Origin of the sequence: Rhodococcus sp. KBW08 (genome assembly GCF_003852455.1) — a bacterium.
Classification (GTDB): domain Bacteria; phylum Actinomycetota; class Actinomycetes; order Mycobacteriales; family Mycobacteriaceae; genus Rhodococcus_F; species Rhodococcus_F baikonurensis.
In genome coordinates this window covers 302664-316738 of record NZ_QAJJ01000009.1, presented here as the reverse complement: position 1 = coordinate 316738, position 14075 = coordinate 302664, and the positions used below count along the sequence as shown (strand labels likewise).

At 62.5% G+C, this 14075-nt stretch carries 13 protein-coding genes; 6 read left to right on the top strand and 7 right to left on the bottom strand.

Annotation, left to right across the window (positions count from 1 at the left end):
- Nucleotides 1-3: 3 nt before the first annotated feature.
- Genes DBV08_RS12290 through DBV08_RS12270 form a run of 5 tightly spaced genes read right to left on the bottom strand, consistent with a single transcriptional unit; the run spans nt 4 to nt 5507 of the window.
- The gene (locus DBV08_RS12290) at nt 4-1437 is read right to left on the bottom strand and encodes an aldehyde dehydrogenase family protein (RefSeq protein ID WP_124567590.1); all 1434 of its coding nucleotides are present in this window, start codon (nt 1435-1437) and stop codon (nt 4-6) included.
- Nucleotides 1434-1934: an SRPBCC family protein gene (locus tag DBV08_RS12285; protein ID WP_124567589.1), complete on the bottom strand. Its 501-nt coding sequence runs from the start codon at nt 1932-1934 to the stop codon at nt 1434-1436. Before DBV08_RS12285 ends, DBV08_RS12290 begins: the two co-directional genes overlap by 4 nt.
- Nucleotides 1931-3022, bottom strand: a complete 1092-nt coding sequence (locus DBV08_RS12280) for a PDR/VanB family oxidoreductase (protein WP_124567588.1) — start codon at nt 3020-3022, stop codon at nt 1931-1933. The genes DBV08_RS12285 and DBV08_RS12280 overlap by 4 nt, the downstream gene beginning before the upstream one ends.
- Entirely contained in the window at nt 3019-3951 is a 933-nt protein-coding gene (locus tag DBV08_RS12275; RefSeq protein ID WP_124567587.1) for a metal-dependent hydrolase, read from the bottom strand. Before DBV08_RS12275 ends, DBV08_RS12280 begins: the two co-directional genes overlap by 4 nt.
- A complete protein-coding gene (locus DBV08_RS12270; RefSeq protein WP_124567586.1) occupies nt 3951-5507 on the bottom strand; it encodes an NAD(P)/FAD-dependent oxidoreductase in 1557 nt (518 codons plus the stop codon). The genes DBV08_RS12275 and DBV08_RS12270 overlap by 1 nt, the downstream gene beginning before the upstream one ends.
- 183 nt (nt 5508-5690) lie before the next feature.
- Between DBV08_RS12270 and DBV08_RS12265 the strand changes: the two genes are divergently transcribed.
- Nucleotides 5691-6347, top strand: a complete 657-nt coding sequence (locus DBV08_RS12265; protein ID WP_124567585.1) for a TetR/AcrR family transcriptional regulator — start codon at nt 5691-5693, stop codon at nt 6345-6347.
- Between the two features lie 5 nt (nt 6348-6352).
- Nucleotides 6353-6970, top strand: coding sequence for a TetR/AcrR family transcriptional regulator (locus tag DBV08_RS12260; protein ID WP_234036857.1), 618 nt, complete (start codon nt 6353-6355; stop codon nt 6968-6970).
- Nucleotides 6971-6974: 4 nt separating this feature from the next.
- On the opposite strand, the gene DBV08_RS12255 is transcribed toward DBV08_RS12260, so the two are convergent.
- Nucleotides 6975-8102: an acyl-CoA dehydrogenase family protein gene (locus DBV08_RS12255; RefSeq protein ID WP_234036943.1), complete on the bottom strand. Its 1128-nt coding sequence runs from the start codon at nt 8100-8102 to the stop codon at nt 6975-6977.
- 248 nt (nt 8103-8350) lie between these two features.
- Between DBV08_RS12255 and DBV08_RS12250 the strand changes: the two genes are divergently transcribed.
- Nucleotides 8351-10072 (top strand): FUSC family protein, encoded by a 1722-nt coding sequence (locus tag DBV08_RS12250; RefSeq protein WP_124567584.1) that lies wholly within the window; start codon nt 8351-8353, stop codon nt 10070-10072.
- On the opposite strand, the gene DBV08_RS12245 is transcribed toward DBV08_RS12250, so the two are convergent.
- Nucleotides 10048-11010, bottom strand: coding sequence for a sigma-70 family RNA polymerase sigma factor (locus tag DBV08_RS12245; protein WP_124567583.1), 963 nt, complete (start codon nt 11008-11010; stop codon nt 10048-10050). The genes DBV08_RS12250 and DBV08_RS12245 overlap by 25 nt on opposite strands.
- Nucleotides 11011-11287: 277 nt before the next feature.
- On the opposite strand from DBV08_RS12245, the gene DBV08_RS12240 reads away from it, so the two are divergent.
- The 3 genes from DBV08_RS12240 to DBV08_RS12230 are packed head-to-tail and all read left to right on the top strand — an operon-like array spanning nt 11288 to nt 14050.
- Nucleotides 11288-12367: an ABC transporter substrate-binding protein gene (locus tag DBV08_RS12240; protein WP_095968817.1), complete on the top strand. Its 1080-nt coding sequence runs from the start codon at nt 11288-11290 to the stop codon at nt 12365-12367.
- Nucleotides 12364-13185, top strand: a complete 822-nt coding sequence (locus tag DBV08_RS12235; protein ID WP_003940477.1) for an ABC transporter ATP-binding protein — start codon at nt 12364-12366, stop codon at nt 13183-13185. The genes DBV08_RS12240 and DBV08_RS12235 overlap by 4 nt, the downstream gene beginning before the upstream one ends.
- Nucleotides 13178-14050, top strand: coding sequence for an ABC transporter permease (locus tag DBV08_RS12230; protein ID WP_095968818.1), 873 nt, complete (start codon nt 13178-13180; stop codon nt 14048-14050). The genes DBV08_RS12235 and DBV08_RS12230 overlap by 8 nt, the downstream gene beginning before the upstream one ends.
- Nucleotides 14051-14075: the final 25 nt, after the last annotated feature.

Genomic DNA, 14075 nt, shown 5'->3' with positions numbered 1-14075 from the left:
GCTTCAGTGCCTTCCGTGTAGAGCGCGGATGAGAACCTTGACCAGCCAGTCGATTCGGGCGGTCCGTCGAAACGTCGTCAGTGGTAGGGGCGAACGGAATCGTTGCCTGGTCGTCGACCGGGCATAGGTGAACTCCTTCAGTCCGTCTGGGCCGTGCACGCGCCCGAAACCGGATGCTCCGACCCCACCCAGCGGCAGGTTGGGGACTGCGGCATACATCACGTAAGAGTTCACGGACGCTCCTCCGGATCGGAGTCGTTCGGCAACGGCGGCTCCGCCCTTGCCGAACACGCTTGCTCCCAACGCGTATGGCGACGCATTGACCAACTCCACCGCCTCGTCCATCGAGGCGACCTTGGTGATCGTCATCGTCGGGCCGAAAGTTTCTTCCGTGACGGCGAGGCTGTCTTCGGGGACGTCGACCATGATGGTCGGTTGCACGTACTGGCCGGAGATCGAGCCGAGCCCTCCGAGAACGACACGTCCACCCCGCGACATCGCGTCGTCGATGTGGCGCCGGATTACAGCCACTTGCGAGGGCATGGTGATCGGACCGATCTTGTCTTCGGCACCCGGACCCGCGTGAACTCGGGCAGCCAAAGTGATTGTCTTGTCGATAAACTCGTCGTAGACGTGTTCGTGCACGTATACACGCTCGACGCCCAGACAGGTTTGACCGGAGTTGGACAACGCACCCCACACTGCAGCGTCCGCGGCGGCGCCGACATCTCCGTCCGCATCCAGGACGAGTGCGTCCTTGCCGCCGCATTCCATCAACACCGGGGTGAGGGTCTCGGCGCACGCTGCCATGACTTTCTTGCCCGTCGCGGTCGATCCGGTGAACCCGATCTTGTCGACACCGGCCAGGCACAGTGCCGCGCCGACCGAACCGTCGCCTGTGACAACTTGCAGCACAGGATGTTCAGGGACGACCTCGGCAAACGCTCGGACCAACCATTGCCCGACTGCCGGCGCGAACTCACTCGGCTTGTAGACCACCGCGTTGCCTGCAGCCAGCGAGAACGAGAGCGAACCGAGTGGGGTGAAGACCGGATAGTTCCACGGACCGATCACACCGATCACCCCGAGAGGTCGATACTCCACCGAGGCGGCCTGATTGACCGTCAACAAACTGGATCGGACGCTGCGCCTGCCCAGTACCTTTCGGGCATTCTTCGACGCCCACGCGAGATGTTCGAGTGCCATGGCTATTTCGAGCATCGCGTCGGGGTGCGGCTTGCCCATGTCCCGATGCACGACGTCGGCGAGTTCGGATGCTCGACGCGCGATGATTCCTCGCCACCGATCCAGGCGACGAGCGCGTTGCTCGAATGTCAGTTCTGCCCACCACGCGGAAGCAGCACGCGCGTCGCGCACTGCCTGCGTCACCGTGTCGTCGTTCGCCTGTGTGGTCGTGTCGATCTCGGTCGTCGTCATCGCGGACTTCCCTGAAGTGAGTGGCGTACGGCGCCGTCGGCCCAGCGGCGGGTCACGCGGTCGAGGATCGGTCTGGCCAGTAACAGAATCGGGGCGAACCACGGCTGCGCTTGCACCGCGAACGTCCAGATGAGGCGGCTTCCAGCCGAAGTCGGTTCCAGGACCAGATCTTCGGCGAAGCGTTTGAACCCCGGGAGTGACGCCGACTCCACGTAGAACGTCATTCGGTGCCCCTCGTCCCAGCGGAAGAATCTCTCGTTCAGTGCAGCAAAAGCGCCGGCGCGCACGGTTCGGGTAGTCCCGATGCCGAATGGTCTGGCCGAGGTCCAGTCGGCTCCGGTGATCCCGCGCGCCCAGGACGCGAGCGCTCCATCCGAGGTCAACGTCTGCCACACGCTTTCGCACGTCGCTTCGGATTCGATCCGGTGAGTGATCCGCACCGGCGCGGATCGGATGAAGTCTTCGTCGGCCGCAGCGAGGGAGAATCTTCCCATCACAGGTCCACCACCAGGGATCCACCGGTGGAACGTGATCGACAGGTCAACATCGAATCGGCACGTTCGGATTTGGTGAGCAAGGTGTCTCGATGATCGACGGACCCGGAGAGCACCCGAACCTTGCACGTACCGCAGAAGCCCTGTTGGCAGGAATACGCGACTCCGGGAAGTGCACGTCGTATCGCAGCCAAAGCACTTTCGGACTCGCCCACATCGACGGTGAGACCGGTGCGCGCCAGATGCACCGTGAACTCCTTGCCGTCGACTACCGGAAGCGGCGAGAAACGCTCACTGTGCACCGATCCGGTCGGATTGCCGGCGAAGGTCGCCGCGCGCACCATGTTCATCAGCGGCGCCGGTCCGCACGTGTACACCGCGGCACCGGGATCCGCAGCAGCGACCAGTGTTTCGATATCCGTCGGGCCCGACTCGTCGTCCGGTCGGATGGTAACCCGGCCGCTGGAGTATTCCTCGATCTCGTCGAGAAATGGCATGGCCGTCCGAGTTCGTCCGAGATAATCCAAACGCCAGGGGATTCCGCGGCGGTGACAACGTTGCACCATGGGAAGTAGTGGAGTGATCCCGATTCCGCCCGCAACGAAGAGGTACGACGGAGCAGCGACGAACGGAAAAGCATTCCGCGGCCCTCGTACGTCCACGACCATTCCGGGTTTCAGCGACTCGTGGATCTCGCGCGAGCCGCCCCCACCCTCGTCGATCCTGCGGACGGCGATCCGATACGAGGTCAAGTCGTCGGGGTCGCCGCACAGCGAATACTGTCGTTGCCTTCCCGAGGGGAGAAAGACGTCGAGGTGAGCGCCGGGGATCCACGACGGCAGGGTGATGTCTTCCCTCGGGGTCAAGGTGACACTCAGGACGTCGTCGCATTCGAACCGGACGGACTTCACGTCCAGAGTCATGTCGAACCCGCTGTAGCGGACCGGGCTGGGGCGCGAAAGTATCTGCGCTGCAGGGCTCGACGCAAAGATCCGACGGTATGCGCCCGTAGCCTGCGCGGCAAACCTCAACGACCGAGTCGGTGTGAAGTCGGGTGCGTCGTGAGGACGGTCGGCAGTCGTCTTGTTCATCCTTCACCCTCTCCGGAAGAACGATTGGCGGCAGGTGAGCGAGCGAGGTAACGCATGGCGACGTCCATGTCCCCGATCTGGGACGGATGGAAGCTCGGCCGCAGATACGGGGGGATCTCGGTGACCAGGAATTTCATGTTCGGAACCAGGCCGCGACGAGTGGCGCTGATCAGCTGCAGAGGCCACAGGCGTCCCTTCGCCTTCGACGGGTCCTGTCGGAAAAGGTAATTCATCGAGGCGATGAACAACACGACGAGCGTGAAGCTGGCCAGCAGCGCCGTGCGAACGCGTCTGGCATAGCTACCGTCCACGTACATGTAGGCGTCGAAAGCCACGTTGCGGTGTTCGACTTCCTCGGCGCCGTGCCACTTGACCATGTCGAGCATCATCGGGTGCATACCGGCATCTTCGAGCGCGGGATCGGTGAGCAGCCATTCCCCGACCACTGCTGTGTAGTGCTCCATGGCAGCAAACAGGCCGAGACGTTCACAGAGCCAGGCGTGCTTGGCTTTTCCGGTCAATCCTTTGTCGCCCAGTATCTTGTCCACGAGCCAGTCCATCCGGCGTGACATCGGTTTCATGTCCATGCCGAGGTCCGCAAGATGTTCGCGTGCACCCTTGTGAGACGACGCATGTGTTGCTTCCTGGCCGACGAACCCCACCACCTCCTCGTGCAGGCGGGTGTCCTCGATGAGAGGGAGTGCTTCGGCGAGTGTCGCGGACATGGCCCGCTCTCCCTCCGGTAACACGAGATGCATGAAGTTGATGACGTGGGTGACCATCGGTTCGTTCGGCACGTAGTGCAGTGGTACACCGTCCCAGTCGAATTCGACGTCGCGGGCAGCGATCGCGTGTGCCTCGTCGGTGTAGCGGCGGGCGCCGGACGGTGCGATGACGGGTGTGCCTCGGAAGGCGTTGATGCCGAGCATTATCGGCTCCTCACGGTTTCTCGAGCAGTGGCGAGTGCTGTGGGCGAGACGGGTTCTACGTGCGAATAGTGAGCGAGGTCGGCCCGCTTGGTCCTGGCACGGAAGGATCGGTTGAATCCGGGATAGAAGGTGTAGTTGCGGCCACCGTCGACGAGGTAGTAACTACTGCACCCGCCTGCGTTCCACACACTGGTGGTGAGTCGGCGATCGGTCGCGCGCACGAACTCGCGCTGCACCTCGGCGCGGACGTCGATGCTGCCGATACCGCGTTGGTCCATTTGGAGAATGCAACTCACGATGTACTCGACCTGCGCTTCGATCGTGACGACCTGTGAGGTGTAGACCACCGAATTGGGGCCGAGAATCATGAAGAAGTTCGGAAACCCGCTGATGGTGGTACCGAGGAAGGCCTCGGCGCTGCCGTTCCACGTTTGCGCGAGGCTACGGCCGTCCTTGCCTCGGATGATGTCGAACGACGGGTTGTCTCCCATGCGAAAGCCGGTACCCATGACTATGGTGTCGACTTCGCGGAAAGTGCCGTCCGCGGTGAGTACTCCCCGCTCCTGTACCTCGACGATTCCGTCCGTCACGACCTCCACATTGGATGACGCCAGCGCAGGATAGTAGGTGTTCGAGAACGTCGGACGCTTGCATCCGAATGCGTAGTGGGGGAGCAGCTTTGCGCGAAGTTCGCGGTCGCGTACCTGCCGGCGAAGGTGAGCTCGGCCGAGCGCGGCCAAGCCTTCGAGCAGTGACGGCTTGTACACGAATCCGGGTACCAGGGCTTCTTGAAGGAGGTCGAGCCCCTTGCGTGCGAGTCGTTGGACGAGCGGTACCCGCTCGAAGAGGGTGCTCGGCCAGCCGGTCATCGGCTGATCCGGGTGCGGCAGAATCCACGTCGGTGTCCGCTGGAACACGGTCAACGTGTCTGCGAGCGGTTGCAGTCTGGGGATGATCTGCACCGCTGAGGCGCCGGTGCCGACGACTGCGATCCGTTCGCCGCGAAGGTCGTGATCGTGGTTCCAGGCGGCGGTGTGGAACATCTGACCACGGAACGATTCGAGTCCGGGGAGGTCAGGAGTGGCCGGGGCGCTGAACGGGCCGGTGGCCGCAACGAGGAACTGTGCTTCCCACACGGTTTCCGAGGTGTGTACCCGCCAGATCTGGGCATGCTCGTCCCACGATGCCTCTGTCACGTCCTGGTTGCAGTGGAAATGACCGGTGAGTCCGAAGCGGTGGACACAGTCGCGGAGATAGTCGTAGATCTCCGGCTGCAGCGGATACAGCCGCGTCCAGTTCGGATTGGGCGCGAACGAGAACGAATACAGGATCGAGGGGATGTCGCACTGTGCGCCGGGGTAGGTATTGACCTGCCAGGTCCCCCCGGGTTCCGCAGCGCGTTCGAGAACGACGAAGTCGTCGATTCCGGATTGCTTCAAGCGGACGGCAGTTCCGATGCCGCCGAAACCGGCTCCGATGACGACGACTCGTGTTCGGCGAGTTGGAGTTTCCTCTTCACTGGCCGATGGCCCCGAGGGTGGGTCGATGTCGACCATGTGTGACGCCTCCTGATTGGTGCGTGAACAACTGAACGAAGAGTAAGTCTGACATCATGTGATGTCAACAGCGGTTGATGTCAGAATTTGTTCGACTGACATCAATCGCTGTCAATTCGCTCTCGAGCGTCACCACGATCACCTGAGGTCGAGAGCACTGCCGGTCAGTGAGAACATGGGGGCATGACGGATATCGAGGCTCGGCGCACCGGCCCGCGCAGGTGGCGTGGGCAGGAACCGGAAGACCGCCGCGCCGCGCGCCGGGCGCAGCTGATCGAAGCCGGATTGCAGATCATGGGCACCGAGGGCGCGGCTGCCGCGACCATGCGTGCGACCTGCCGCGAGGCCGCGCTGACCGAACGGTACTTCTACGAGAGCTTCACCAACCGTGACGAACTGTTGGTCGCCGTGCTCGACGAAGTCGTCCTCGGCGCTCGTGACACCATTCTGGACGCTCTCGGAGCCGCGCCTTCCGAACCGTCGGCCCTGATCCGTCACGTGGTGAAGGCCTTCACCAACTACGTATTCAAAGATCCGCGCCGTGGACGCATCATGTTCGTCGAATCCCAGGCGGAACCTGCCCTGTGGGACCGGGGGCGAGAACTGATGGCGGAGTTCACCAATCCGATTTCCGCGTCGCTGGAGCTGATGTACGGCGGCGAGACGGCCGACTCCGCCAACTCCGAACTCAACTCGGTGGGGCTGTTCGGCGCCCTCGCGTTCATCTATCAGGCGCACACCCCGTCCTCCAAGATCTCTCGAAAGCGGTTGGTGGAACACATTTCGCTCATGGTCGAGGCCCAGGCGACCGTCAACAGCACGCCGGCGAGAAAAGAATGAACTCGGTGCCGGTCGCCAGTGGAAAGCGTCTCGGACCCGAAGACCGCCGTGAACAGATCATTGTCAGCGCGGCAAAGGTTTTCGAGGAGAAGCCCTATGCCGACGTCTCGATGACCGAGTTGGCCAAGGCCGCTGGGGTCGGTCGTCCGCTGCTCAATCATTACTTCGGCTCCAAGCGCGAGTTGTATCTCGACGTCGTACGGCGATTCGTCTTCATCCCCGAAGTGGCGGTGGACCGCATTCCGCGATCGGCGAGCCAGGAGAAGCGGATCGCCGCCGTGATCGATCGGTGGCTCGACGTCGCCTGGCGTCATCGAGACATGTGGATCTCGACAGTCATGTCCGACGACCTCCGCCGTGATCCCGAGATGGATCGGATCCTGCAGGACGCGGACGACGTTGCCGCGCGACGCATGATGGATGCGCTCGAGATTCAACCGACTGAAGGCAGCAAGGCCGCTGTTCATTCGGTGATCGTGGCGTACGGAGGATTGGCGAAGGCCGCCAGTAAGCAGTGGTTGGTGACCGGGTCGCTGGACCGCGAACAGGTGCACCTTCTGCTGGTACGCAGCTTGCTGGCAATCGTGCGTGAAGTGCTGCCGGCCTGCGAGGCGGACTCCTGATGGCTCAGAGAGATCTCGCGACGAGGTCTTTCATGACCTCGTTCGATCCGGCGTAGATGCGCTGAATGCGAGCGTCGGCGTACATCTGGGCGATGGGATATTCGAGGACGTAGCCGTACCCGCCGTGCAGTTGTACGCACCGGTCGATCACGGCGCACTGCTGATCGGTGAGCCAGTACTTGGCCATCGCGGCGGTAGTCGCATCGAGCTGCCCGGCAAGGTATCTGACGATGCAGTCGTCGATGAACGTTCGTGAGATACGAGCGATGGACGCGCACTCGGCAAGTTCGAAGCGGGTGTTCTGCAGATCGAAGAGCGTTTGCCCGAACATGTTTCGCGATTTGGTGTACTCGACGGTGATGGCGACTGCACGCTCCATTGCCGCAGTGGCAGCAACCCCACAGATCAATCGTTCGGGCAGTAGCTGTTGCATCAGCTGGGCAAATCCTGTGCCTTCGCGGTCCCCGAGCAGGTTTGTCACCGGCACGCGCAAGCCGTCGAAGAACAACTCGGTGGTGTCCTGGCCCTTCTGTCCGACCTTCTCGAGTATTCGCCCGCGCTCGAAACCCGGTGTGTTGTCGTCGACCTCGGCCACGATGAGCGACACTCCTCGCGCTCCGAGGCTGGGATCGGTTTTGGCGGCAATGATCACCAGATCACAATTGCGGCCGTTGGAGATGAATGTCTTTGCGCCACTGATCAGATAGTCGTCACCGTCACGGACGGCGCGGGTGGTGATGTTCTGTAGGTCGGACCCGGTGCCGGGCTCGGTCATGGCGATTGCGCCCACCCATTCGCCGCTCACCAACTTCGGTAACCAGCGCAGTTTGTGCTCGTGATCGGCGTAGGCATTGAGGTAGTGCGGCACGATTCCCGAGTGCACACCGAGTTGGAGTGAATGATCACCTGCCATCACCTGCTCGTGAAACAGGACGGCGTCGTGTGCGAAAGTTCCTCCTCCGCCGCCGTACTCGGTGGGGATCGACATGCCGGCGAGCCCGAGTGTCCCGAGTTCCCGATATGCAGACTTGTCGGGAAAACCCTGGTCCGCGAAGCGTTTCTGGTGCGGTGTCACGTGTTTGGCGAAGAAGTTCCTCGCCAGGTCGCCAACGGACTCCAATTCGTCGTCCATCCACGGGGACCGTCGTTCTGTGGTCCGGGTTGCAGCGACTGCGGTTGATCCTTGCGTCATCGTGATTTCTCCCGATCGATGAAGTGCGACCCGCGAGCGGATCTGACCTCACCTATCATCCACACTGTTGACGGTGTGTCAATAAGGGAGTGGTCGAATCGACCTCCAGACCCGCCTCGAATGCCACGTCGCCCGCCCGCAAGAATGGGACGACACAGACACGAACAGGCCGGCGCGAAGGATGGGCAGTGGACCCCGAAGAAACATCAGCGGGTCACGAGTCCAGCCTCCCGGCACCGCGGCCGGCGCGCAGCGTCCTGTTCGGATTGCCGCCGGTGGGAAACCGGTATCCAGGAGCTGTTCGGGTCGCACTCGCCCTGGCGATTCCGGCGTCCATCGCCACGCTGCTCGGATTCGGACCTTCTTCACTCCTGGTCGGCCTCGGCGCATTCGCATCGATCTACGGTGAGGGGCGCCCGTACCGGAGCAGATGGAAGGCAGTCGGTATCGCCGCGACGGTGCTGACGATCCTGTCCTTCATCGGGGCGTCGGTCGGGGAGCCGGTCCACCGAGCCATCGCCGAGGGCGCGCCGACGGTTCTCCTGGTCTTCGTCGTACTGATCATGGCGGTCGTGGTCGCGACGTGCGCCTTTACCGTCGACGCACTTCGATTGGGCCCACCGGGCGCGTTCTTCCTACTGCTCACCACCGAGATCAGCTCCGTGATCGCCACTCCCGGCCAGCCGCCGGTCGAGGTCGCGACGTGGACGGCTGTCGGCGGGATCAGCGCGGTGGTCGTCTCGATGACGGGCATCCTGTGGGCACCGAGAGCGATAGAGCGCAGCGCGGTACAGGCAGCCGTTTCGGCCGTTGCGGAGTACACGGAAGCACAGGCGACGTACGCCCCGCCGGAGTTGGCGCGAGACAAGCGCCACGCTGCCGCGCTTCGCCTGCACGACGCGTGGCAGTGCCTGTACCGCGGCGCAATCGTCGGGAAGGACCACCCGTTGACCCGCGAACTCCAACGAGCGCAGATCTCGATGGCAAGGGCGATCTCCGACGACCACGATCCCGAACTCATGGCGGACCCCGCATTCGACGTCGACGAGGTCGGTGCTCATCCACCTCTGCCGGATCCGACGATCCGGTATCGGTTCCTCCGCGCCTGCAATCCGTCCAGCCGAGCGTCGATCACGGCCCTTCGGCTGTCAGTGGCCTGTATGGCGGCGGGAACCCTCACTGTTCTGCTCGGCATCGATCGCCCGGACTGGGCGGTGATCGCCGCTGCGATGGTCCTTCACCAGGGGCCGGATCGGATACTGGGCACCTATCGCGGCATCCATCGCATCGGCGGAACCGTTCTCGGGTTGATTCTGTTGGGCGTCGTCTATGCATGCGGTCCGACCGGTCTGTGGATGGTGGCGGTGCTTGCCGTCCTGATGGCGGGGATCGAGCTGTTCCTGGTGCGGAACTACGGGATCGCCGTCATCTTCATCACCGCCCTGGCCATCCTCCTCGGCGCTGCCGGTGGTGCGCACGGGACCGTCCAGCATCTGATTCTCAGCCGCATGCTCGAGACGGCAATCGGAGTCGTGGTGGCGTTGATCGTCCTGTGGACGGTCGGACGCGGGGCACATCGACGGACTTTGGTCTGGGTGGACGAACGCGCCGGCAGTGTCCTGTTCAAGCTGCTGACCGAAATCCGCGCAAGGCACTATGCACCACAGGCGAATTGGTCCGAGCTTTCCGAGCTTCGTCGCGACCTGGACTTCGAACTGCGCGGCAGCACGATGGCCGGGATCGACGCCGCCCACAACGAACCCGAATGGGCGTCGCAGCGGTGGGGAACGCACACCGCACTACATCACCTGGGATCGGATGTGCTGCACCGGCTGTGGTTCGGAACGCAGGTGTCCAGGTCTCACCTCGAAGAATGGGAGTCTCGCTACTTGCGCTCGGGTTCGGTGTGATCGAGCATCGGCACAGCGCTGAACTTGGCTGGATTCGCGATGTCATAGGCCGCGCGCACAACTCCGTCGCGAACGGTGAAGCCGGCGACTCGCGCGGCGAACTGTGGGTACTGGTCGTCCCCGGGTGAGCCGGCGAATACACCGCCGAGCTGTCCATTGACGAGAACCGGTGACATCGAGAACACCGCAGCGGGTCCGTACTTGCGCGCCAACCCCAGGTAGAACCGCGCCACGCGATCACTGCCACGGACGATGTTGACCGCCGTGCGGGTGGTTCCGCCTGCGTCACCGATCAGCACGGCATCGGGATCGAGTGCATCGATCACGGCGTTCAGATCTCCACTCGCGATAGCCGTCACCAATCGTTCGACTGCGGCGGAATGCTCCTCGCTGCTGACCGGTACCGGCGCCGATGCTGCGGCTTTCCGAGCCCGTGAAGCCAACTGTCGGGCGGCGGCGACTTCGATGTCGAGGATGCGGGCCACCTCGGCGAACGGTACGTCGAAGCCGTCGTGCAGGACGAAGGCGACTCGTTGAGCGGGCGTGAGGGTGTCCAGGACGACGAGGGCAGCAAAGCGATTCTGTTCCTGAGCCACCACGTACGCGAGCGGATCGGGTGTCGCTGAGGGTGTGCTCGCGGTGGCGTCGACGGCCGTGACGATCGGCTCCGGAAGCCACTGTCCTACATAGCTTTCTCTGCGCACCGCGGCCGACTTGAGATGATCGAGACAGATCCGCCCGACAACGGTGGTGAGCCATCCGCGCAGTTCGCGGATCTCGAGGTCGGCACCTTCTCGTGATTGCGCGACTTGTAAGCGTATCCATGTTTCCTGCACCGCGTCCTGGGCGTCACTGAAACTGCCGGTGAGCCGGTAGGCCACCGACGTCAGATGGCCACGGTGTTGCTCGAAGTCCTGCGCAGTCGTCGGCGAAAGCATGCCATCATGATACGGACCTGACACTTTAAATCCGGCATGAATGTAACCGTTGACCCAGGTAGTGGGTGCCGACGTATGGTTTCGGCACTGCTTACGGCTCGATTCCGTCGTCACATTCATTGGAGTCCCACGTGTTTCGGTCTTTCCCGCTCATGTCGCTCAACTGTTGTCGTTGAACTGACATTCCCCACACCTGCCTGTGCCGAGCGCCGCACACGGCGCTCCGGACAGGTGTAGCCGAGAACTGAACCAATCATCTTCTACAGGAAGCCACTTCATGATTCGCCCTCGTTTCGCGCGCTCGGTAGCCGCGGTCGTCGCTCTTGTCACTCTGTCCAGCTTCGCCGTTGCCTGCTCGGGCTCCTCCGACGAAGTGGTCAAGACCGCCGACGGCAAGACCGTCCTGCGGTACGAAGGCAGCACCGGACAGGTCATCTACCCCGAGTTGGCCGCCGACCTCGGCTACTTCAACGACGTGGAGCTCAACTGGATCGGTGACACGACCAGCGGCCCTCAGAGCATTCAGAACGCGGCGACCGGTCAAACCGAGTTCGGTGGAGCGTTCAACGGTGCCGTGGTGAAGTTGGCTTCCGCAGGTTCACCGATCACCTCGGTCATCGGGTACTACGGCTCGGACAAGGAGAGCTTCAACGGGTACTACGTGCTCGACGACAGTCCGATCAAGTCTGCGAAGGACTTGATCGGCAAGAAGGTCGGGATGAATACCCTCGGCGCACACCACGAGTTCGTCGTGCGTGAATGGCTTGCGCGACAGGGGCTTACGCCGGACGAGATCAAGCAGGTGGAATTGATCGTGGTGCCGCCGGTCAACACGGAACAAGCGCTGCGGCAGGGACAGATCGACGTCGCCACTCTCGGCTCGGTCTTCCGTGACTCCGCGCTCGAACGTGGTGGTCTTCGTGAGCTGTTCACGGACGAGTCGCTGTTCGGCTCGTTCACCTACGGCACGTTGGTGTTCCGTGACGACTACATCGCGCAGAACAAGGAGGCGGTCGCCGATTTCGTTCAGGGAACAGCGCGAGCCATCCGGTGGACTCAGACGCACCCACGTGAGGAAGTGATCGCGAAGCTGACCTCGATCATCAACAACCGAGGACGCAACGAGGACACCAAGCTCATCAGCTACTGGAAGAGTCCGGGAGTCGCCGGCCCTGGCGGAACGATCACCGATACCGAGATCAGCACGTGGATCGACTGGCTCACCCGAAACGGCGAACTCGAAGAGGGGAAGTTGAAGCCGTCGGACATCTACACCAACGAGTTCAATCCATACGCCAACGGAACGTATTCACCCGACAGCGGCGCTGACGGACAGGCACTGGAGGCAGCAAAATGAGCACAGAACCGAAACTACGGCTCGAGCACGTCACCAAACAGTTCGACATTCGTGGGACCGACGAGGTTTTCACCGCAGTCGAGGACATCAACATCGACGTGGCGCCGGGGGAGTTCCTGGTACTCGTAGGGCCGAGTGGTTGCGGCAAGTCAACTCTCCTTGACCTTCTCGGTGGACTCAGTTCACCCACTTCCGGTCGAATCCTTCTGGACGGCAAGCAGATCACCGGCCCCGGCTTGGACAGGGGCATCGTCTTCCAGCAGTACGCACTGCTTCCGTGGCGCACTGCACGTCACAACATCGAGTTCGGCCTCGAGGCGAAGGGCGTCAAGAAAAGCGAGCGACGCGAACTCGCCGAGCACTACCTCGAACTGGTCGGTCTGCAAGGCTTCGCGGATCGCTATCCGCACGAGTTGTCCGGCGGAATGAAGCAGCGAGTTGCGATTGCTCGCAGCCTGGCCTTCGATCCCGAGGTGTTGCTGATGGACGAACCGTTTGCAGCCCTGGACGCACAGACACGGGAGTCGCTGCAGGATGAGCTTCTGCGCATCTGGAAGGCCACCGGCAAGACGATCCTGTTCATCACCCACGGAATCGACGAGGCCATCTACCTCGGACAACGTGTTGCCGTGCTGACCTCGAGGCCGGGGCGCGTCAAGACGATCGTCGACATCGACATCGACAGGTCCGGCGACGACGTGCGATCCGGTGAGGAGTTCCGAGTGTTCCGGCACCGGATCTGGACACTGCTGCACGGTGAAGTCGAGCGCGCCCGCGCCGGCGAACTCGATCCCGCCAAGGAGGTTGCACATGTCTAGCGCATTGGCAACACCGGACGTGGTTGTCGACCCGAAACCGTTGCCCGACAAAACACCTGACATTGCGCAGCGGAGCCAGGCCGGCGGCAAGGCGGCGCGTTACGTCGGTTCCGCCGCGTGGCGGATCGCCAAGCCGTCGATTGCGATCGCGATTTTCCTCGGGATCTGGGAAGCGGCACCTCGGCTCGGGCTGGTGGACAAGGTTTTCCTCCCACCCTTCACCGAAGTCGTGTCCGCATTCTTCACCCTCGCCGAGAACGGGCAACTGCAAGAACATGTTTCAGCCAGCCTGACGCGTGCACTGACCGGATTCTTCGTGGCCATCGCGATCGCGATCCCGTTGGGAATTGCGATCGCCTGGTACCGCCCGGTCTCCGACTTCCTCAACCCGATTCTCGAATTGTTCCGTAACACTGCAGCCTTGGCGCTGCTTCCCGTCTTCGTGCTGATTCTGGGAATCGGTGAGGAATCGAAGATCGCCCTGGTGATCTACGCCTGCACCTTCCCGATTCTGCTCAACACCATTTCCGGTGTCCGCACGGTCGATCCGCTGCTGATCAAGTCCGCTGCCTCGCTGGGGTTCTCCTCGATTCGGCTGTTCCAGAAGGTGGTTCTACCCGCTGCGGTGCCCACGATCTTCACCGGAATTCGCATGGCCGCCGCATCGTCGATTCTCGTACTGATCGCCGCCGAAATGGTCGGGGCCAAAGCCGGTCTCGGGTATCTGATCACCGCCTCACAACTCAACTTCCAGATCCCGAACATGTACGCGGGTATCGTCGCGATCTCGTTGCTGGGTCTGACGATCAACGCGATTCTGGTCCTGATCGAACGTCGGCTCTCGCGCTGGCGCGTCACGACCTGACCACACTTTCACGGAAAGATTCTGC